Source organism: Kribbella sp. NPDC048837 (assembly GCF_055586945.1).
The window spans coordinates 956,676-977,610 of sequence record NZ_JBVJHF010000001.1 but is presented as its reverse complement, the minus strand read 5'-3'; the positions used below and the strand labels follow the sequence as shown (position 1 = coordinate 977,610).

Here is a 20,935-nt window from a genome sequence, read left to right as displayed (position 1 = left end):
GGAGTCCATCGTGACGACGTCGACGGCTGGATTGGACGAGTTCCTGCAAGCGCGGCCACGGCTGTTCCGGATCGCCTGCCGGATCGTCGGCAATCCGCAGGAGGCCGAGGAACTGGTCCAGGACGTATGGCTGCGCTGGCAGCGCGCCGACCGGTCGGCGGTCGCGGACCCGGGCGCGTTCCTGGCGACCACGGTCTGCCGGCTCGCGATCAACCTGGTGCAGTCGGCCCGGCGCCGGCACGAGACCTGCGTCGGTCCGTGGCTGTCCGAGGAGAGTGCCGTGGGCGGGGTCGATCCGCAGACCCAGGCCGAACAGCAGGAGGCGTTCGACGACGCCGTACGGCTGCTGCTCGAGCGGCTGTCTCCGGCGGAGCGGGCCACCTATGTCCTGCGGGAGGGCTTCGAGTACCCGTACCGGCAGATCGCGGAGACGTTGCGGATCGGCGCACCGAACGCGCGGCAGCTGGTGAAGCGGGCCCGGGACCGGCTGTCGTCGGAGCGGTGTCACCCGGTCAGCCCGGCCGCGCACAGCCGGCTCCGGCACGCCCTGGTCTCGGCCTCGCGCGCCGGTGAACTGGCCGGCCTCGAGCAACTCCTCACCGCCGATCTCGCCCAGCAGGCCGGTTGACCGCACTGCTGGATGACGCCATTGCGACACCGGCGGGTTCTACCGCCGGATCGGCGTCAGGCTCTAGCCTCTGGTGAGGGGTGGTGAGCCATGGCGGTTGGTCGTCCGGCGCCCGAGCTACGCGGGCGGCGTACGGAGTGTGCCCGGCTGGACCACGTGGTCGCCGGCGTCCGCTCCGGCGACGGTCAGGTGCTGGTCGTCCGTGGCGACGCGGGGATCGGAAAGTCCGCCCTGCTCGAGTACCTGGTCCGCCACGCCGAAGCCTGTCGCGTCGCGCGCGCAGCCGGCGTGGAGTCCGAGATGGAGCTTCCGTTCGCCGGTCTGCACCAGTTGTGCGCGCCCTTGTGGCGTCTCAGCGATCACCTGCCGCGGCCGCAGCGCGACGCACTGGCGGTCGCGCTCGGGCTGGAGTTCGGTGGCCCGCCGGACAGGTTCCTGGTCGGCGCGGCGGTGTTGAGTCTGTTGTCGGCGGCATCCGAGACGCAGCCGCTGCTCTGCGTGATCGACGATGCGCAGTGGCTGGATCAGGCCTCGGCACAGACGCTGGCGTTCGTCGGGCGGCGGCTGTTCGCCGACCGGATCGGTCTCGTGTTCGCCGTACGGGAGCCGGTGACCGGGCCTGAGTGGCGGGGCTTTCCCGAGTTGGCGGTCGGCGGTTTGTCGGACCGTCATGCCGCGGCTCTGCTTGATGCCGTCGTGCCCGGCCGGCTGGACGAGCACGTTCGCGACCGGATCGTCGCGGAGACGCGGGGCAACCCGCTGGCGTTGCTGGAGTTGCCGCGGGGGATGACCGCGGGGGAGCTGGCGGGTGGCTTCGAGCGACCGGACAGCCGGCCGCTGGCCAGCCAGATCGAGCAGAACTTCGCCCGTCGGGTGCAGGCCCTGCCATCGGACACCCAGCAGTTGCTGTTGACCGCGGCCGCCGAACCGGTGGGCGACGTACCGATGCTGATCCGGGCCCTGGCGGTTCTGGAGGTGCCGGTGAGTGCGGCCGCGCCGGCGGAGGCGGCCGGCTTGGTCGAGCTCGGCGCGCGGGTCCGGTTCCGGCATCCGTTGGTCCGGTCGGCGACGTACCGGTCGGCGGATCCCACCGATCGGCGACGCGTGCATCGGGCCCTCGCCGAGGCGATCGATCCGGAGCTGGATCCGGACCGGCGGGCCTGGCATCGCGCGCAGGGGGCGGCCGGCCCGGATGAGGACGTCGCCGCCGAGCTCGTGAGCTCGGCTGATCGGGCGCAGCGGCGGGGTGGCGTCTCCGCGACCGCGGCGTTCCTCCAGCGGGCCACCGAGCTCACCCCGGACCCGGCCATGCGCGCGACCCGGGCTTTGGTCGCGGCCCAGGCCACGCTGCGAGCGGGTGCGTTCGACACCGCGTCCCGGCTGCTCGTCACGGCCGGCGATGGGTCGGCGGATGCGCTGCATCAGGCGCGGGTGAATCTGCTGCGGGCGCAGGTCGCGTTCGCGTCCGGGCACAGCCTGGAGTCCGGGTCGCTGCTCCTGGACGCGGCCCGCCGGCTCGAACCACTCGATCTCGATCTGGCCCGGGACACCTACCTCGACGCGATCGCGGCCGGGCAGTTCGCCGGGCGACTGGCTGAGCGGGCAGACCAGCCCGGACTGGCCGGCGCCGCGCGCGCCGCTCGGGCAGCGCCTGCTCCGGACCTTCGCCGCAAGCGCGACCTGGTGCTCGACGGCGCCGCCACGCTGTTCACCGATGGGTATCCGGCGGCCGTGGTCCCGGCCCGCGAAGCCGTCGTGGCGTTCTCGGGCGCGGACGGGGCGCCGGATCAGGACGACCTGCGGTGGTTGTGGCTGGCGTCGCTGCTGGCGGTGAACCTCTGGGACGAGGAGAGCTGGGAGGCGCTCACCGCGCGCCATGTCCGGATCGCCCGCGAAATGGGCGACCTCAACGAGCTCCCGCTCGTCCTGAACCACCGCGTGATGCTGAACCTCTTCACCGGGGAGATCTCCGCGGCGGCCGCGCTGGTTGCGGAGATCCGGACGATCAACGACGCGACCGGGGTCGGGCTGACGCCGTACGGCGCGATCAGTCTCGCGGCCTGGCGCGGTCGCCCGGACGAGGCCACCGCGCTGATCGGCTCGGCCAGGGACGATGCCCTGAGCCGTGGCGAAGGCGGTGGGCTGGCCTCGACGCATCTGGCCGACGCCGTCCTGCTGAACGGCCTCGCCAGGTACCAGGACGCGCTGTCGTCGGCGCGGGAGGCGACCGACTTTCCCGCCGAGCTCGGCGTCGCGAGCTGGGCGCTGCCCGAGCTGGTCGAAGCGGCGGTGCGCAGCGGCCGGCCGGAGCGCGCGGCGGACGGTATCGACCGGCTGGGTCAGATCGCGCAGGCGTGTGGCACGGACTGGGTGCTCGGGGTGCACGCCCGGTCGAGGGCGCTGCTGACCACCACCCGGTCGGCGGAATCGGCGTACCAGGAGGCGGTCGAGCGACTCGGCCGGACGCGGATGCGGATGGACCTCGCCCGGGCCCACCTGGTGTACGGCGAATGGCTCCGGCGCCAGGGCCGGCGGCAGGACGCGCGGGTCGAGCTGCGGACGGCGCACAAGATGTTCACCACGGCCGGTGTCGACGCCTTCGCGGACCGCGCGGGCCACGAACTGGCGGCCACCGGCGAGGCGGTCGGCGAGCGTTCCGGCCGGGCGAGTGACGCGCTGACCGCGCAGGAGGCGCACATCGCGGAGCTGGCCGGCACCGGACTGACGAACGCCGAGATCGGTGCGCAGATGTTCCTCAGCCAGCACACCGTCGAGTGGCATCTCCGCAAGGTCTTCAGCAAGCTAGGCATCACCAGCCGCAAACAGCTCCGCCGCTAGGACGTCACAACGCGGGCGGCTGGGTTGTCTTACCTGACAAGTCGACGGAAAGAGGACAACCCGTGCGCAGGATCCTGGTGATCGGTGGTGGGTACGCCGGCTTCTACACGGCGTGGAAGCTGGAGAAGAAGCTGCGGCGCGGCGAGGCCGAGGTCGTCGTGGTCGACCCGCGACCGTACATGACGTATCAGCCGTTCCTCCCCGAGGTCGTCTCCGGCTCGGTCGAGGCCCGCCACGCGGCGATCTCGTTGCGGCGCAACCTGCGCCGGACCAAGGTCGTGTCCGGCTCGGTCACCGCGATCGAGCACGGGCGACGGAGCGTCACGATCCGGCCGTCGCAGGGCCCCGACTTCGCGATGTCATACGACGTCCTGGTGGTGACCGCGGGCGCGGTGACCCGGACGTTCGACGTACCCGGTGTGGCCGAGCGGGCGATCGGGATGAAGCACGTCGAGGAGGCGGTCGCGATCCGGGACCGGTTGCTGACGGCCTTCGACGAGGCGTCCGGTCTCGAGCCCGGTCCGATCAGGCGTCGATTGCTGACCATCACCTACGTCGGCGGTGGGTTCTCGGGAGTGGAGGGATTCGGCGAGCTCTTGTCGCTCGCGACCGCCTTGCTCAAGCACTATCCGGAGCTGTCCCAGAGCGACCTCGCCTTCCACCTGGTCGAGGCGACCGGCCGGATCCTGCCGGAGGTCAGCGACAAGCCCGGGCAATGGGTGGTCTCGATGCTCGAACGCCGGGGCGCGCAGGTGCACCTGAACACCACGGTGACATCGGCCGAGGGCGGTCACGTGGTGCTGTCGGACGGCAGTGAGTTCGACTCGGAGCTGATCGTCTGGACGGCCGGTAACGCCGCGACCCGGCTGATGCGCAACCACACCGATCTGCCGCACACCGAGCGCGGTCTCGTCCAGGTCTGCGCCGACCTCAGGATCGGCACCGACGACAACCGCGTCACCGACGCGTGGGCCGCCGGTGACGACGCCGCCGTACCGGACCTCGCCTCGGCGACCGAGGGCGCGTTCACGGTGCCCAACGCGCAGAACGCAGTACGGCAGGGGAAGCTGCTGGCGAAGAACCTGGTCCGGACCATGCGCGGCCGGGAGCCGAAGAAGTACGTGCACCACAGCCTGGGTGCGGTGGCGACCCTCGGCCTGGGGAAGGGGATCTTCCAGTACCGGCGGATCGTCATCAAGGGACTGCCGGCGTGGTTGATGCATCGCGGGTACCACGTCCTTGCGGTCCCGACGTGGGACCGCAAGGTGCGGGTCTTCGCGATCTGGGTGGCCGCGACCTTCTACGGGCGGGACATCGTCTCGCTGGCCTCGGTCCAGCGTCCGCGCGAGGCGTTCGCGACCGCGGCCGGCGTCCCGGCACTCAGCGCGACCGCGAGTGAGCCCGCCGGTTCGAATGAGCCGGTCAGTTCGAGTCAGCCGGGATGAGGAGGTCGGTCAGGTCGAAGGCCGGTCCGGCGGCGGGCAGGGTCGGCTCCCAGTCGGGCTCGAGGCTCAGGTAGCTGGCCGGGTCCGCGCGCAGCAGCCCGATCAGGACCTCCGCCACGATCCGGCCGCCGACCGGGCCGAGCCGGTCCCCGCCGCCGAGGTACTCGGACTCCTTCAGGATGTAGAACCACAGCGGGGTGCCGTCGGGCCAGGTGTCCATGGTGAGCGGTGGTACGCCGATGAACCGCGCGAGCTCCTCGCCACTGGGCAGTCCGGTGGTGCCGCCGCGCAGCAGGTCGCGCACCGCCAAGGACCGGTACGCGGCGGTGTCGACCACGCCGGTGACCTGCTCGGGCAGACCGATCAGGCTGGCGGGGAGCCGGCCGTCGAGGCGTTTGGCGCGTTGCGCGGGCGGATGCCCGGGCACATCGAAGACCTGCGCGAGGTCGAGCCGGTGACTCGGCGGCCCGAAGCCGACCAGGTCAGGGAAGAGCGGCAGCTCCGGACCCCCCTCGACCAGCCGGTACGTGTGCCGGATCTGCCCGTGGCCGTAGCGGTACGCCGCGTCGGCGAACTCCAGCGGGATGAACGCCTCCATCGGCGCGGGCGCGAACCACTGGCCGCCCTTGGTGAGCACCTCGTCGACCAGCTCCGGTCCGACCAGTCGCGGCAGGAAGTCGTGCACCACGATCCACTGGTAGTGCCAGGTCAAGTGGATCCGGGCCTTGTCGAAGACGTCGCTCTCGGGGACACCCCGCGCCCGCAGATTGTCGACGATCCGATTGTGTGCGTGCAGCAGCGCGACATGCAGGGTCAGCGTGAACAGGTGTACGTCGTTGCGCGGGTCACCGATCAGCGCCACCCCCTGCGGGTTCCGGGGGACGTCGTACCCGTCCGGGCTGAGCAGGAACTTCGCCGGGTCGTGCAGATCGAACAGGTACGGCGAGCCGACCGGACCGTCGGAGTAGATGATCTCCAGGTTGAGCTTCGGCGCCCGTGCGTTCTTCAACGCCTCCGTTTCGACGCCGCCCGCGATCGGCGAGCGATCCGCGGTGATGTCGTGCGCGACCAGCTGCCCGAAGAACGGCCAGCCGGCCGCCTCGGTCGCGTCGTCGCCCTCGGGGCTGCGGTCGAGCTCGGCGGCGGCGTCGCAGATCCCGCCGTCGCCACCGGCGCGCATCAGTACGGCGGGGTCGCTGCCCAGCGGATCGAGTCCGGTGAACATACGCCCGTACCGTGCCCCGCCGGTCGGCCGATCAACACTCCGCACCGCACTGAGGCAATGGTCCCGCGCCGCCGGATGCCCACTCATTCCAGTCCTCCTGTCTCTCTGCCACCTCTGCCCTGCCACCAGACAAGACAGCACAGCGACCTGCCGTGTGACCGATCAGGAATCGAGAAGCACGCGGGCAGGGCGCGTTACTAGCGTGATGGCCATGACGACACAGCAGAAGACCCAATCCCGCAAGCCCGGTACGCCGGGGACGTTCTCACGCTGGCTGCAGCGCACCATGAACGCCCGGACCAGCGCCAAGATCCGGAAGGGACGCGCCCGGATGATGGGCATGGACGTCCTGATCCTCAAGACGGTCGGCCGCCGCAGCGGCGAGCCCCGGGAGACCCCGCTGGCCTGGTTCGCCGACGGCGACAACGCCTGGCTGGTCGTCGCCTCGGGCGGCGGCAGCCACCACCCGGACTGGCACGCCAACCTGATGTCCCACCCCGATCAGGCCGCCGTCGAACTCCCCGGCAGCAGCCCGACACCGGTCACGCCGCAGACCCTCACCGGCCCCGCCCGCGACGCCGCCTGGCAGCGCATCACCAAGACCCAGCCCCGCTACGCCAAGTACCAGAAGAAGTCGGACCGCCAGTACCCGGTCGTCCGCCTCACCCCGCAGTGACCGTGTCAGCGCTGGGGGCGGCGCCAGTCGACGTACGGGCAGACCGGGGTGCCGCCTCCGGAGGGGAAGCACTCCGCGAAGGTGTAGGCGTCGCGTTCTGAGTCGTAGAGGAGTTGTCCGGTGCCGGAGTAGCCGCGGAGCCTGACCCCGGGGTAGACGCCGATCAGGGAGTCGGAGGTGAGTGGCTCGGCGGAGTCCCAGCTCATGAAGGGACTCGGAGCGCCCTTGATCGGTGCGAACCAGAGGCCGTCCCGCACCACCGCGTCGAGCTCCGTACCGCCGGCCGGCTGCACCGTGACGCGCGTGATCGGCAGGCTGACCTGGCCATGGTTGCGCCCGTACGCCGAGACCGGACCGGGCACCTTGGACGGCAGCAACATCTCGGCGTCCACCAACTTGCCGCTCGCATCGAGGCCACAGATCTCGTAGCCCACGCGCGTCGGGGTGATGAGCCGGCTACCGATCAGCCAGGTCGTCGACGCGCCCGGCGCGGTCGGCCGGGTGAACGTGAAGGCGTCGACGACCTTCGATCCGGCGAACCGGCCCTTCTCGCCGGTCGCGATCGCGTTCGTCTGGATCGCGCAGGTCTGCAAAGTGGCCCGGGTCTCCGCCGCGGTCAGCGTGCGGACCGCGGGAGCCTTCGTCGCGGGGTCGGCCGGGCGGTGCCTGTCCCGGTACGCCGGGAGCCCGAAAACGCCGGCCGCGATGACGCCCGCCACCGCCGCGGCCGCGATCAGCGTCGGAGCCAGCGGCAACCGGCGGTTCGAGCCAGGGGACTGCTCCTGGGCCACGATGGCCAGCAGTTCCCGGCGACGCGTCAGGTCCTCGGCCTCGGTCCAGGACGCCGTACGGCGGTGCAGGAAGGTGAACACCGCCCGGACGTGACGGTCGTACAACTGCCCGAACGCCTGCTCGTCGCCGGTCGACGACTGCTCCCACAGCACCCGGTCGGTCGCGGTCACGCCGGACCCAGGACCCTCGACGCCGATCACCGATGCTCCTCCCCGCCGCCGAACCCGCCTTCACTCTTGTCTTGGCCGGCAGCCACCTTGAGGTTCCCGAGGATCAGAGGATGCGGGTGAGGCGGCCGTCCGGCTGGACCCGGATGGTCGTCTTGCGGGCGCCGACGGTGAGGTCGACGAAGAACATCGTCCCGACGGTGCGAGTGCTGAAGGCAACCTTCTCGGTGGAGCCGGCCGGGACGACGGCGGACAGGATCGTCGCGGTCGGACCGTTCCGGTTGAACTTGACGACCGGGGCGGGCAGCCGGTGGAAGATGTCGGGGAAGTACCAGCCCTGCACCGGATCCTGCCGGCCCTGCACGACGGTGATGGCATCCGCCGGCAACTGCTGCCGGTAGGGGATCTGCAGCAGGTAGGTCTTCGAGCTGTCGCCGGGCTTGGCAGCGACAGCCGTGGTCGCCGACTGCACGGTCACCTTCTGGTCGGGCGCGAGGTGCCACAACGTCTCGTATCGCTGGTTGGTTGCCGACTGCCCGCGGTCCAAGGTGACGATCAGGTCGGGGTCCTTCAGCACCAGCACGTCCCGGGTCCGCTGTACGCCGATGGCCGGGCTGTCGACGAGTGTGTAGTACTCCGAGGTCGGCGCCATCGCCGCCCGGACCAGCCGGGTCTCCACCGAAGCAGTGTTCGCGGACGGGATCGTCATCACGTTGTGGGCGGCCTGGCTCTTGGTCCAGGTCTGCCACTTGTCGAGCTGGTATCCCGAGTGGCCCGGGTCGATCAGGATGTCCCGGCCGTGCGAGGAGTAGGTGATCGACATGTGGTCGTCGTGCCCGTGCAGGCGCCGGCCCGGTCCGAACCGGATGCTGTACGTCGACTCCTGGGCGAACGGCCTCGTCTCACCCCACCCGGTCCGGCCGAACACGTAGCCGGCGTCGAAGACCGCGGTCCGCCGGGCCGGTTTGGTGCCGTGCCGTCCGAGGGTGGCGGCGTACTCCAGGGGTGTGCCGGTGCCGCCCACGGGTGTCTGCCGGATGGCGTCGCCGACCTGCTGGAGCTCGCCGGTGGACTTGGTGGCGAGGGCGAGCCACTCCGCCAGGACCTGGCGTCGTTGCTCGATGACCGGTCCGGGGTCGGAGCCGCACCGCTTGAGCGCCGTGGTCGCGCGGCCCCAGAGCAGGTAGTTGAACATCGCGTACCCGACCGACTGCTCGTTCGTCGACCCCTGCGGGTCGATCGCGGTCGTGATCGCCTCGATCAGCCGCTGCAGGGCGAGGCGCTTCAGTTCCGGCCGCTTGAGCGTGCAGCCGACGCCGAACATGGCGATGCTCTCGTCCGTGCCGTGGTTCGACGGCCCGCCCCAGTTCTCCGTCATGAACTTGGCGTGATCCAGCAGCGACCGGTCCAGCCAGGCGTACTGCGGAGGCAGTGAGCGGACATGCAGTCCGGTGAGCACCGCCTGGCGTGCACAGAGCAGCACGTTGGTGCGGTGCATCGTGGACTCCCAGGCGCCGACGTCGCCCTTCCACGAGTACGGGTTGTCGCGCACCCAGTCCTGGATGATCGCCATCACATGCGTCAGCGCCTTGCGGTCGCCCTTGCCGGCGGCCTCGATGCCTTGTCCCAGCCAGCGCAGCGAATGCAGCCACATGTACCAGCTCGGCTTGTGGTACGGATCGGAGCGCCAGTTGACGTTGCCGCTGCCATCGCCGACCTGGTACGGCGGATCGTCACCCCAGACGAACGTGTCCCGCAGGACCATCTGCACCGGCACCCGCGACTCGATGCCGCTGTAGCCGGTGCACTCGTAGGTCCCGGTCACGGCCACCGGCGTCGACGGCGGGGGAGAAGCGGGCGTGTCGACCCCCGGGATCGGTTCGTTCCCGGCTGGGTCCGCGGGAACGCTCGGGCTCGGGCTGAGGCTCGGCCGGGCGGCGACCGGCGTACCGCGGTTCCGGCCGCCCGGCATCAGTACGGCGACCGCGCCGGCGAACGCGACTCCGCACACCAGCACGCACACGACCGTCAGCGCGACGGTGTTACCCCACCGTCTGCCCCGCTGCGCAGCCACCCCAGTACCCCCCAAAGCTCGGCCACGGCCCCTGGCCGGCTCTCCTTCAAGACGCGCTCAACCCCCCAAAAGGTTGCACTCACCGGTCCAGACCACCACTGTCCCTGCGGACGAGCGGTTTGTCCAAGGCCCGAGCGCCTCACGCAGGCGAGGTTACGGGGGTCGGGGTGCGGTGGCTGACGGCGGTGACGAGGAGGGCGAGGGTGCTGGTGGCGGAGGCGACGATCACGCAGGTGATGAAGCCGGTGCCGAGGTTGTGGGCGGTGCCGAGGAGCGGACCGAAGATGGCCACGCCGATCGCCCCGCCGATCTGGCGGGAGGTGTTGAAGGCGGCGGAGGCGGCGCCGTGGAGGGCGGGCTCGACGGCGGCGATGGACTGCGAGGTCATGGTGGGCACGAGCAGCCCGGAGCTGATGCCGATCGGGACGAGGGCGACCACCATGGGCCAGACCGCGGTCGCCGTACTGGCCCAGGCGAGCCCCAGGAGGGCGACGGTCAGAACGGCCTGGCCGACGCTGAGGACGGCCGGGCGGCCGAACCGTCGCGTGAGCGCGGTCGAGCAGAGGTTGGCGACCGAGATCAGGCCGGTCAGGGGCAGGAAGAACAGACCCGTGGCCAGCGCGCTGAGACCGCGGCCCTGCTGGAGCATCAGGCTCATCCCGAACAGCACGCCGTAGAAGGCGAAGTTGAGCAGCGCGCCTTGGCCGGCGGCGGCGGCGAACCCGCGATCGGCGTACAGGCCTGGCGGCAGGAGTGGTTCGCGGCTGGACCGTTCGACCCAGACGAAGCCGGCGAGCCCGGCGATGGTCAGCGCGACGGCTGTCAGGACCGCTGGGTGCAGCCAGCCCTGCGCGGGGGCTTCGATCAGCGCGAAGACCAGTCCACCGATCAGTACGGTCGCAGTGCCCATGCCGGCCAGGTCGAGCCGCCGGCCCCGGCGTACGACGGAAGGCATCGCGAGCAGGCTCCAGATCACGGCGGGGATCCCGATCACAACGTTGACCGCGAAGACGGCCCGCCAGTTCGCCAGCGCGACCAGCGATCCACCGAGCAGCGGACCGGCCGCCATCCCGACACCACCGGCCGCGGCCCACCAGCTGACCAGCCGGTGCCGCGCGTGCTCGTCGGTCGCCGACGCCGTGGCGAGAACGAGTGCACTGGGCAACAAAAGTGCCGAGCCCGCACCCTGGGCGAGCCTGGCGAGGTTGAGCATCAGCATCGAGGTGGCGATCGCGCAGACCGCGGACGACGCGGTGAACACCAGCAGTCCGGCCACGAACGCCCGCTTCGCCCCGAGCGTGTCGGTGATCGCCCCGGCGCCGAGCATCAACGCGGCGAACGACAACGTGTACGCGTTGACCGCCCACTCGAGCTCCGCACGGGACGCGTTCAGGTGCGTGGCCAACTGCGCGAGCGTGACGTTCACGATCGTGCCGTCCACGAAGACCATGAAGGCCGCCACGAGGGCGAGCGCGACCACACCCCGACGATGTTCGACAGTCATGAAACAACTGTAGATCACTGTTCGATCAGCGTCGAACAGTTAACCGGCCGGTCAGCTGGCGGGCAGGCCGGGGTCGGGTTCGGCGACGTGGCAGGCTGCCTCGTGGTTCTCGCCGAGGACGCGGGGGGCCGGGGTGATCTCGTGGCACTTGTCGATGGCGAGCGGGCAGCGCCAGCGGAAGCGGCAGCCGGGGGCCGGGTCGATCACCTTCGGCGGCTCTCCGGTGTCGCCCTCGACGGCGGAGGTCAGCGGCGCCCGGGGGTCGGGCACGGCTCCGAGCAGCAGGTCCGTGTAGGGGTGCTTGGGGTTGGCGAGCACCGACTCCGCCGGACCGGACTCCACGATGTGACCGGCGTACATGATCATCAGCCGGTCGGCGACGTACCGCGCGCTGGCGATGTCGTGGGTGATGTAGAGGAACGAGACACCCTCGGACCGGCGCAGCTCGGCCATCAGGTTGAGCAGGCCGATCCGGATCGACACGTCGAGCATCGACACCGGCTCGTCGGCCAGGATCAGCTTCGGCTTGTGCGCCAGCGCCTGGGCGAACCCGATCCGTTGCCGCTGGCCACCACTGAGTTCGTACGGGTAGCGGTGCATGACGTCCGAGGCCGGCGACAGCCCGACGGCCTCGATCACCCGCTCGGCCTCCTCGAACCGCTGGGTCCGGGACAGCTCGGGCCGGTGCAGCTTCAGGCTGCGCAGGATCCCGTGGGACACCCGGAAGGCGGGGTTGAGCGAGCTGAACGGATCCTGGAACACCATCGGGACGTCGCCGCGGTAGGACAACTGGTCGCGGCGCGACCGCAGGCTCGACATCGGCTTGCCCTGGTAGTAGATCTCGCCGCTCGTCGGCGCGTAGACGCCGGCCAGCAGCCGCGCGATCGTGCTCTTGCCACTGCCGCTCTCACCGGCGAGCGCGACGATCTCCTGCCGGCCGATGCTCAGGTCGACGTCGTCGACCGCGTGCAGGTGCTGACGGGAGAACCCGCGGCCGACCCGGAAGTGCCGGGTCAGCTTCCTGGTCTCGATCAGCGGCGCGTCGTCCGCGTCGGTCGCGGCGACCTGGTCGACGTTCACCGCGGTCATTTCGTCACCTCTCGAGCAGGTTCGATCGCGGGAGCGTGCAGCAGGCAGCGGGCCTGGACGGCGCCGACCTGGTAGAGCTCCGGCGCGATCTTCGGGCAGTCTTCGAACGCCTTCGGGCAGCGGGGCTGGAAGCGGCAGCCGGCCGGCGGGTCGGCGAGGTTCGGCGGGCTGCCGGGGATCCCGGTCAGCGGCACCTTCGGACCGCGGATCGACGGGAACGCGTCGAGCAGCCCTTCGCTGTACGGATGGGCCGGACTGTCGAAGACCGCCCGGGTGTCGCCGAACTCGACCACCTGGCCCGCGTACATCACCACGAGCTTGTCGGAGAAGTGGCTGACCAGCGACATGTCGTGGGTGACGAAGATGACCGCGAACCCGAGCTTGCGCTGGAGGTCCTTGATCTGCACCATCAGCGACCGTTGTGCCACCACGTCGAGGGCCGACGTCGGCTCGTCCATGATGATCAGGTCCGGTGTGAACAGCAGGGCCATCGCGATCATCGCCCGTTGCCGCATGCCACCACTGAGCTGGTGCGGATAGCTCCTCAGGTGGATCGGGTCGATCCCGACCAGGCGCAGTACCTCGGCCGGCCGGTCGTCGGCGACCGGCTCGTCGTGCGCCATGATCGCGTCGGTGAACTGACTGCCGATGCTCTTCACCGGGTTGAGCGCGTTCATCGCGCTCTGCATCACCACGGAGAAGTCCCGCCAGCGCAGCGCGGCCAGCTTCTTCTCGCTCATCGCGACCAGGTTCTGCCCCTGGAACGTCACGCTGCCGCCGGTGATCGCGGCCGGCGGGCTGAGCAATTGGGCGATCGCGAACAGCAGCGTCGACTTGCCGCAGCCCGACTCGCCGACCACGCCGACGAACTCGCCGGCGTGGACGTCGAGATCCACCGCGTCGACCGCGACGACCGGACGGCCGCCGGTGTCGTACTCGACGGTCAGATCACGGACCTCAAGAATTGGCTGACTTGGCACGTCGCCTCCGAACCGGCCGCAGCGCGGGGTTGCTGATCTCGTCGAATGCGTAGTTGAGCAGGGCGAACGAGACGCCGAGCAGCGCGACCGCCAGGCCCGGCGACAGTGCCCAGGCGGGCAGGCCGTTCACCAGGGCGCCCTGGTTCTGCGCCCAGTAGAGCATCGTGCCCCAGCTCAGCGAGTTGGGATCGCCGAGGCCGAGGAACTGCAGGCCGGCCGCGGTGAGCACCGCGTACAGCGCGGCGCCGAGGAAGTTCGCCACGATCAGCGACGTCATCGTCGGCAGCATCTCGACCACGATGATGTACGAGCGCCGCTCGCCCCGGACCCGGGCCGACTCGAGGAAGTCCCGGTTGCGCAGGGACATCGCCTGCGCGCGCATCTGGCGGGCGCCGTACGCCCAGCCGGTCAGGATCAGCACGACGATGATCACGGTCAGGTTGCCCTTGCCGGCGTACGTCGCCAGCACGATGATCAGCGGGAACGTCGGGAGCACCAGGAAGATGTCGGTCACCATCGACAGCCCGTCGTCGGCGAACCCGCCGAGGTAGGCGGCCGAGACGCCGACGATCACCGACAGGATCGTCGCGCCCAGACCGGCGACGACGGCGATCACCAGGGACTCACGGGTGCTGTAGACGAGTTCGGCGTACACGTCCTGGCCGAGGCCCGTCGTCCCGAGCCAGTGGTCGCCCGACGGATGCGCCAGCGGGGTGTCGCCGATCGCGCGGGGATCACCGTGCAGCCAGGGCACGAAGAGGTGGGGGAACGCGGCGAGCAGGACGAACAGCACCAGCAGGCCGGCGCCGACCATCGCCTTGCGGTTGCGCAGGATGGCCCGTAACAGACCGCCGCGCGGACGGCGCGTCGCGGTCGGTGCTGCGGGCGCCGCGGCGCCGGTGACGATCGCACTCATCGGCGTCCTCGCTTCGCTCCGGGCGCCGATGAGCGCGAGAAGCAGCTCTGCTTGATGGTGACTTCGCTACGCTCACTCACTGGCGGTTACCCCTTCGTCCGGGCTCGCGGGTCGAGCAGGAACACCGCGAAGTCGCAGAGCAGGACACAGATCAGCACGGCCAGCGTCACCAGCAGGAAGAGGGCCTGCAGCAACGGGTAGTCCGTGCTCACCGTGGCGTTGTAGAACATGTAACCCAGGCCGGGGTAGTTGAACACGTACTCGACCAGGATCGTGCCGGAGATGACGAAGCCGAGCGACATCGCGAACCCGGACAGGTTCGGCAGGAACGCGTTCCGGCCGGCGTAGCCGAACATGATCCGCCGGTTCGGGATGCCCTTGGCCCGGGCCATCCGGACGTAGTCCTCGGCCAGGGTGGTCACCATGTTGTTGCGCATGGTCAGGATCCAGCCGCCGACCGCCGTGATCAGGATCGTGGCCGCCGGCAGGATGCCGTGCTTGAGCACGCTGCCGACGAACTCGGCGTTGAACCCCGGCGTCAGTCCCTGGTCGTAGTTGAAGTCGTTCGGCAGCACCGGGTTGTTGCCGATCGCGAAGAACGAGATCAGCAGCAGCGCGACCCAGAAGTAGGGGAGCGCCGAGGTGACGATGAAGACCGGCGGCACGACCCCGTCGATCAGACCGCCCCGCCGCCAGCCGGCGACGGTGCCGATCAGGGTGCCGAGCGCGAACGCGAGGACCGTCGCGATGCCGACCAGTCCGAGCGTCCACGGCAACGCGTCGCCGATCAGGGTGGTCACCGGGACACCGAGGCTGCTGCCGATCGACACGCCCCAGTGCCCGGTGGCCATCGATTTCAGGTACGCGCCGTACTGCAGCACGACGTTCTTGTCCGGATCGAAGCCGAACTCCGCCAGGACCGTCCGCAACTGCTCCGCGGTGACGACCGCGCCACCCTTGCTGAGCCGTTGCCGCAGTGCCTCCTCCGGACTGCCGGGCATCATCCGGGGGATGAAGAAGTTCAGCGTCATCGCTGCCCAGAGAGTGAGCACGAAGAACCCGAGACGACGTATCAGGTACCGCACGACCACCAGCTCCTCGTGCTCACTCCCACGGTTGATTCCTTACTTCTGGGCCGACTTGGAGTACAGGTTCGTCAGAACCTGTCCGACGTCGGGGATGTTGTACGGCGCGGGCTGGGCGTAGGGGTCGTCCTGGGTCGGCCAGCCCTCGAGGTCCTTGGTGTTGTACTGGTACCAGTCGACCGACTCGGTGGTCGGGATGAGCGGTACGTCCTTGATCATGTACGACGAGATCTGCTTGATCAGCTTGACCTGCGTGTCGGGATCCGCGGCGGCGTACTGGTCGAACAGCTTGTCCACCTCGGGGTTGATGTACCGCGAGTAGTTGCTGTTCGCCTGCTTGCCGATCGGGGCCGTGTTCTTCGAGTACAGCAGCTGCCGCAGTTCGTAGTACGGCGTGGGGCCGCCGGACAGGCTGGAGTAGGCCAGGTCGTAGTCACCGGTGTAGAGCTTCTGGTTGTACGACTGCTGCTGCAGGTCCTGGATGCTCAGCTCGATGCCGACGGCGGCCAGCTGCTGCTTGACGACCGCCAGCGACGCGTCCCAGTCGGTGTAGCCGGTGACCGTGATGACGTTGAGCTTCAGCGGGTTCGACGAGGAGTAGCCCGCGCTCTGCAGCAGTTGCTTGGCCTTGTCCTGGTTCGGCTTGTCGTAGCCGGCGGCCGTGAGCGCCTCCTTGTCGAAGTACTTGTCGAAGGTCGGGGTGACGACGCCGGTCTGGTTCGCGGCCGGCTGGTAACCGCTCTCACCGATCTTCGAGATCTGCTCCCGGTCGAGCGCGTACGCGATCGCCTGCCGGACCGCCAGCTTGCTGGTCGCCGGGCGGGACGGATCGTTGTTCGGCACCAGGGCCACGTTCGCGGTCGGCGGGAACCAGTAGTTGTTCTCCGGGGACTTCGACTTGTAGAAGTTGTCGATGTTCGGGATGTACTGACCGCCCCACTGGGCCTTGCCGCTGGCCAGGTCGAGGTTGGCGGGGTTGTTGTCCAGGTACGCCGGGTACTGGACCTTCTCCACGTACGGCTTGCCCGGCTGCCAGTAGTTGCCGTTGGCAACGTAGGAGATGTTGTTGCTGGTGCAGGACTCGACCGTGAACGCGCCGGTGCCGATCGGCTTCGGGTTCGCCCAGGTGGCCGGCTTGGCCGCCGCCTCACCGGTGGACCAGATGTGCTTGGGCACGATGCCGACCTGGTTGGCGAAGTTGAAGAAGTACGGCTCGGCCGCGCCCTTGAACTTCAGCGTGACCTTGTTGCCGGCCGCCGTGACGCTGGTCAGGCCCGCACCGGTCCACAGCGAGTACAGGTCGAGGGCCGGCTGCTGCTTCATCAGGTTGAACGTGTAGACCACGTCGTCGGCGCTGAACGGCTGCCCGTCGCTCCACTTCACGCCGTCACGGATGGTGAAGACGATCGAGTCCTTGGCCGGCGACCAGGCGAACGCGGTGGCCAGCATCGGGGTGGTGGCCCCGGCCTTCAGCACGTTGACGAAGGTCAGCGGCTCGTAGACGAAACCGAGTGCGACCTGGTTGACCGACGGGTTGAACGGGTTGAACTGGCACGGCCAGGTCTGCCCGCCGACGTTCGCGATCGTGACGGTGCCGCCCTTCTTGTACTGCCCGGTGCTCCCGCCGCTGCTCGTCGAGGACGACGGGTTGCTGGACGTCGCACTCCCGATCGGCTTGTCACCGCCCCCGCAGCCCGCGGCGGCGAGTACGCCGACCGCCATCGCGGTGATGGCGATCCGTTTGATGCCCCTCATCGTCTCTGCCTTTCACTCCTCGAACTCATGGTCATGCGAATGCCTCTTCGCCGAGGTCCGCCCCCGCGGCCTCGACACCCAGGGCGAGTGCGCCTACCAGCGGCGCGTCGGAAGGGAAACGGGCCACGGCCAGTTCCGGTGGGAAGGGGACGGCCGCGTCGAGCGCCCGGCGCAGCTCCGGTGCGATCTGGTCCCAGGACCGGACCAGCCCGCCACCGACGACGATCCGGACCGGGTCGACGGCGATGGCCAGGTTGACCAGGTGCATCGCCAGTTCCCGGTGGAACTCGTCGGTGAGTACGGCGGCGTCCGGCTGGGTCCGCGCGAGCGCGAACACATCCGCCGCCGTGACCGGTCGGCCCAGGCGGGCACTTCCGGTCGTCTCGAGGGCCTGACCACTGACGACATGTTCCAGGATGGTGCGCTCCTCGGCACCGATCCAAACGTCAGCGGCGGACCGCAGGTTGTAGCCGATCTCGCCGGACGCGCCGTGCGCCCCGGAGATCACCGTGCCGGCGGCAACGATCGCGGTGGCCAGACCGGTGCCGAGGTTGAGGTAGATGCCCGGGTCGCAGCCGGCCAGCGCACCCCAGCGCAGCTCGGCCGCGGCCGCCGCCTTCACGTCGGTGCCGAGCCGGACCGGCACGCCCGGGAAGGCGTCCCGGATCAGCTGCCCGAACGGGAGCTCGCCCCAACCGGGAAACGTCGGTGCGAGCTCGACGCGGTCGTCGTACGGAATGCCCAGGGTGGCCGCGCCGACGCCGGCGAGCTGCTGGTCCGGGGCGAGGTCCGCGAGCAGCTCGCGGGCCGCGGTCAGGCCGCGACCCAGTGCTGCTTCGGCTCCCGCCTCGGCCCGGCTGTCGAGAGTCGTGTCGCCGAGACGCCGGCCGGACAAGTCGCCGACCGCAACGGCGATCTTGGTCCCACCGAAGTCGAGTCCGAGGACGACCGGCGTACGAATCATGGACTGGCAACTCCTCGCGCCGACCAATAGAATCGATAGGAAACTAACTTAACAATCACCGTTGGCACAAGGGCTAACTGTGACTGCTGTTCGAAGCGTTATCGACGCAAGGGGGCCGGACGTGACGGTTGTCGCCGGAGGTGCCGCCGCAGCGCGACCACAACTGATTCGCGCGATCAACGAGCAGGTGCTGCTGGAGCACATCAGACGGTCCGGTCCGGTGTCACGGACCGAGTTGGCCCAGCTGTCGGGGCTGTCCAAACCGACGGTGTCCGCGGCACTGACCACGATCGAGCGCGCCGGGCTGGTGCACGCGGCGAGTCAGCGGACGGGCGTGCCCGGGCCGGCGGCGCGGTTGTACGAGGTGCGTCCCGAGGCCGGGTTCGTGCTCGGGCTCGATGTCGGGCGGCAGTTCCTCCGGGGAGCGATCGCCGATCTGGCGGGGAACACTCGCTGCCGGTTGAACGTGCGTACCAAGGCTGGTGACGCGATGGCCCGGATCCAGGAGCTCTCGGACCTGGCCGAGACGCTGGCGGCCGAGGTCGGGATCACGGCCGATCAGCTGACCCAGACGGTGCTCGGCAGTCCCGGTGTGTACGACGCGCGACTCGACGCGTTGACGCTGACCGGCCGGCTGTCCGGATGGGACTCTCCGGCGACGCTGACCGCGCTGCGTGACCGGTTCGGGTCGTCGTTGATGATCGAGAACGACGTGGATGCAGCCGCGCTGGCGGAGCGGGTGCACGGCCATGGTCGCGACGTCGACAGCTTCGCGTTCGTCTCCGTCGGCACGGGGATCGGGATGGGACTCGTGCTGGACGGCAAGCTTCGGCATGGTTCGCACGGGGTGGCGGGGGAGATCGGCTATCTGCCGTTCACCGAGGGCAGTGGAAGTGATCCACGGGATGCCCGCAAGCGAGGTGGCTTCGACGCGTCGGCCTCGGCGGCGGCCGTTGTCCGAGCCGCGCGGAGGGCGGGGGTGCGGGGCGCGTCGTCGGCCGAGAAGGTGTTCGCGGCGGCGGCGCGCGGTGATGCGGTCGCGGCCGAGGTCGTGGCCGAGGAGGCGCTCCTCGTGGCCAAGGCGGTGTGCACGGTCATCACGGTGGTGGACCCCGAGCTGATCGTGCTGGGTGGCGGTATCGGCCAGGCTCCCGGCTTCCTCGAGGCCGTCATCGACCAGCTCCGCCGGCTCGCGCCGGTGTTGCCCGAGGTGAAGGCGAGTGTGCTGGGGACCGAGACCGTGGTGGCCGGCTGCATCGCGGCCGGTCTCGATCGCGCCTGGCAGGACCTGGTCGGACGGATCTCGGCGCCCGCCCTCTAGGCTGACGGGGTGGGCGATCAGTCGAGTTGGCGTGAGGAGCGGCGGGAAGCGGCCGCCGCGCATGCCGCCGCGCTGGAACGCCGGAAGGCCGCCGAGACGGCGCAGGCCCGGGAGTTGCTGATCCACTTCGTCAACAAGATGAAGACCCTGGGCATCGAGCCGGAGCCGCTGCGGGCGCAGGTCGTGGGCTCGACCACCAGCTACCGGACCGATGTCACCGGCTGGTACCTGCGCCGGAACCGCTCCCTGGGCGTGGACGCCGACGCCAACTTCTACATCCTCGGCGTCACGGCCAGCCTGAAGTCCCGCCTGACCGGCGTCCACGTCACCCCGTCCGACCCACCGCTGGTCGTCGGCCAAGGCGCCCGCGACGGCGAATCCCTCCCGCTCCGGCAGCTGCTCCAGATGCGCCTCGAATCACTCTCCTGACAGAACAGTCGCAATCAACGCAGTCCCCGGAGCAGTCCGCCCACCCGGCCCGGCGGACGGTAGGACGTCCTCGGTGGTCAGCGCCCCACCACACTCCGAGCAGCAGACCGTAGCCGTCGTGACCTTCCCGCACGTGGCATGCGTGAACCGCATCGGCTGCCCCGCGGGTGGCGTGGCCCACCGATCACCCCAGGCCGTCAGCGCGATCAGGATCGGCACGAGCTCCCGCCCGGCCTCGGTCAACGCATAGGCATACCGGACCGGATTCTCCTGGTACGGCGTACGGCGTACCAGGCCGCCGTCCATCAGTGTGTTCAGCCGGTCGGTGAGCAGATTGCGTGAGATCCCGAGGTCCGTGACGAACTGGTCGAACCGGTCCAGACCGAGATAGAGGTCGCGCAGCACCAGGGGCGTCCACCAGTCGCCGACGAGTTCGAGGGACTGGGCGAGCGAGCAGTGCATCGAGGCGAAGCTGGTGTTCCGCATGTCACCACTCTAGTCAGTTGCTTCATTGAACTCACTGTCACTACGGTGGGTCCAACGGCCGACGAGGGGAGTTAGCGGATGTACCACCGGATCGTGGCGGGGCAGGTGCGGAAGGCTTTTGCGGAGATCAGTGCCGGGAACTGGGAGGCGATGGTGGCCGGGATGGCGCCGAATTTCAGCTATACCTTCTACGGCGATCACGCGCTGGCCGGGCAGCGGCACACTCATGACGCGCTGCGGCGCTGGTGGGAGCGGTGCTTCCGGTTGCTGCCGGACACCCGGTTCGAGGTCCAGGACATCCTGGTCGCCGGCTGGCCGTGGAACACCCGGGTGGCGACGGCCGTGACCGTCCACGTCGGCGTTGTGGACGGTTCGCAGTACGAGAACGTCGTGCACCAGTTCCTCCGGCTGCGCTGGGGCAAGATCACCGAGGTCCGTACCCTCGAGGACACCGCCGTACTCGAGAAGACCCTCGACCGGCTCGCCGCGGCCGGGTACGCCGAGGCCCACGCGGCCCCCATCACCGACCGCTGAAGAAGTTGCTCGCGGCAACAAAGAGAT

General features: G+C 69.7%; 18 protein-coding genes. 7 read left to right on the top strand and 11 right to left on the bottom strand.

What is annotated here, in order from left to right; translation table 11 throughout:
- Positions 1-10: 10 nt before the first annotated feature.
- From ACZ6O0_RS04560 to ACZ6O0_RS04550, 3 genes are all read left to right on the top strand, one after another.
- Complete coding sequence (locus ACZ6O0_RS04560) at positions 11-628, top strand: sigma-70 family RNA polymerase sigma factor (RefSeq protein WP_465763419.1); 618 nt, start codon at positions 11-13, stop codon at positions 626-628.
- A gap of 90 nt (positions 629-718) precedes the next feature.
- The gene (locus ACZ6O0_RS04555) at positions 719-3,466 is read left to right on the top strand and encodes an ATP-binding protein (RefSeq protein WP_465763418.1); all 2,748 of its coding nucleotides are present in this window, start codon (positions 719-721) and stop codon (positions 3,464-3,466) included.
- Positions 3,467-3,528: 62 nt separating this feature from the next.
- Positions 3,529-4,911 (top strand): NAD(P)/FAD-dependent oxidoreductase, encoded by a 1,383-nt coding sequence (locus ACZ6O0_RS04550; protein ID WP_465763417.1) that lies wholly within the window; start codon positions 3,529-3,531, stop codon positions 4,909-4,911.
- Here the strand turns inward: ACZ6O0_RS04550 and ACZ6O0_RS04545 are convergent.
- Entirely contained in the window at positions 4,889-6,136 is a 1,248-nt protein-coding gene (locus tag ACZ6O0_RS04545; RefSeq protein WP_465763416.1) for a peroxidase family protein, read from the bottom strand. The two genes, ACZ6O0_RS04550 and ACZ6O0_RS04545, sit on opposite strands and share 23 nt — an antisense overlap.
- A 211-nt stretch (positions 6,137-6,347) precedes the next feature.
- Here ACZ6O0_RS04545 and ACZ6O0_RS04540 point away from each other — a divergent pair, with 211 nt between their 5' ends.
- Entirely contained in the window at positions 6,348-6,812 is a 465-nt protein-coding gene (locus tag ACZ6O0_RS04540; protein ID WP_465763415.1) for a nitroreductase family deazaflavin-dependent oxidoreductase, read from the top strand.
- A 5-nt stretch (positions 6,813-6,817) separates the two neighbouring features.
- Here the strand turns inward: ACZ6O0_RS04540 and ACZ6O0_RS04535 are convergent, their stop codons facing one another.
- The 9 genes from ACZ6O0_RS04535 to ACZ6O0_RS04495 form a co-directional block, all read right to left on the bottom strand.
- Positions 6,818-7,804 (bottom strand): RNA polymerase sigma factor, encoded by a 987-nt coding sequence (locus ACZ6O0_RS04535; RefSeq protein WP_465763414.1) that lies wholly within the window; start codon positions 7,802-7,804, stop codon positions 6,818-6,820.
- 73 nt (positions 7,805-7,877) lie between these two features.
- A complete protein-coding gene (locus ACZ6O0_RS04530; RefSeq protein WP_465763413.1) occupies positions 7,878-9,845 on the bottom strand; it encodes a heparinase II/III domain-containing protein in 1,968 nt (655 codons plus the stop codon).
- Between the two features lie 139 nt (positions 9,846-9,984).
- Positions 9,985-11,349: an MFS transporter gene (locus tag ACZ6O0_RS04525; RefSeq protein ID WP_465763412.1), complete on the bottom strand. Its 1,365-nt coding sequence runs from the start codon at positions 11,347-11,349 to the stop codon at positions 9,985-9,987.
- 51 nt (positions 11,350-11,400) lie between these two features.
- Positions 11,401-12,438, bottom strand: a complete 1,038-nt coding sequence (locus ACZ6O0_RS04520) for an ABC transporter ATP-binding protein (RefSeq protein WP_465763411.1) — start codon at positions 12,436-12,438, stop codon at positions 11,401-11,403.
- A complete protein-coding gene (locus tag ACZ6O0_RS04515) occupies positions 12,435-13,418 on the bottom strand; it encodes an ABC transporter ATP-binding protein (RefSeq protein WP_465763410.1) in 984 nt (327 codons plus the stop codon). Before ACZ6O0_RS04515 ends, ACZ6O0_RS04520 begins: the two co-directional genes overlap by 4 nt.
- Positions 13,396-14,334, bottom strand: coding sequence for an ABC transporter permease (locus ACZ6O0_RS04510; RefSeq protein WP_465763409.1), 939 nt, complete (start codon positions 14,332-14,334; stop codon positions 13,396-13,398). The genes ACZ6O0_RS04515 and ACZ6O0_RS04510 overlap by 23 nt, the downstream gene beginning before the upstream one ends.
- An 86-nt stretch (positions 14,335-14,420) precedes the next feature.
- Positions 14,421-15,419 carry an ABC transporter permease gene (locus ACZ6O0_RS04505; RefSeq protein WP_465763408.1) on the bottom strand — a complete coding sequence of 333 codons (999 nt, stop codon included), beginning with the start codon at positions 15,417-15,419 and terminating at the stop codon, positions 14,421-14,423.
- Positions 15,420-15,458: 39 nt separating this feature from the next.
- Positions 15,459-17,174: an ABC transporter substrate-binding protein gene (locus ACZ6O0_RS04500; protein ID WP_465763407.1), complete on the bottom strand. Its 1,716-nt coding sequence runs from the start codon at positions 17,172-17,174 to the stop codon at positions 15,459-15,461.
- Between the two features lie 31 nt (positions 17,175-17,205).
- A complete protein-coding gene (locus ACZ6O0_RS04495; RefSeq protein WP_465763406.1) occupies positions 17,206-18,138 on the bottom strand; it encodes an ROK family protein in 933 nt (310 codons plus the stop codon).
- Between the two features lie 121 nt (positions 18,139-18,259).
- On the opposite strand from ACZ6O0_RS04495, the gene ACZ6O0_RS04490 reads away from it, so the two are divergent.
- Positions 18,260-19,459 carry an ROK family transcriptional regulator gene (locus ACZ6O0_RS04490; protein WP_465763405.1) on the top strand — a complete coding sequence of 400 codons (1,200 nt, stop codon included), beginning with the start codon at positions 18,260-18,262 and terminating at the stop codon, positions 19,457-19,459.
- 9 nt (positions 19,460-19,468) lie between these two features.
- On the top strand, positions 19,469-19,888 hold the full coding sequence (locus ACZ6O0_RS04485) for a hypothetical protein (protein WP_465763404.1): 420 nt from the start codon (positions 19,469-19,471) through the stop codon (positions 19,886-19,888).
- Here the strand turns inward: ACZ6O0_RS04485 and ACZ6O0_RS04480 are convergent.
- On the bottom strand, positions 19,877-20,374 hold the full coding sequence (locus tag ACZ6O0_RS04480) for a winged helix-turn-helix transcriptional regulator (protein ID WP_465763403.1): 498 nt from the start codon (positions 20,372-20,374) through the stop codon (positions 19,877-19,879). The genes ACZ6O0_RS04485 and ACZ6O0_RS04480 overlap by 12 nt on opposite strands.
- Before the next feature lie 78 nt (positions 20,375-20,452).
- Between ACZ6O0_RS04480 and ACZ6O0_RS04475 the strand changes: the two genes are divergently transcribed.
- Complete coding sequence (locus ACZ6O0_RS04475) at positions 20,453-20,908, top strand: nuclear transport factor 2 family protein (protein WP_465763402.1); 456 nt, start codon at positions 20,453-20,455, stop codon at positions 20,906-20,908.
- Positions 20,909-20,935: the final 27 nt, after the last annotated feature.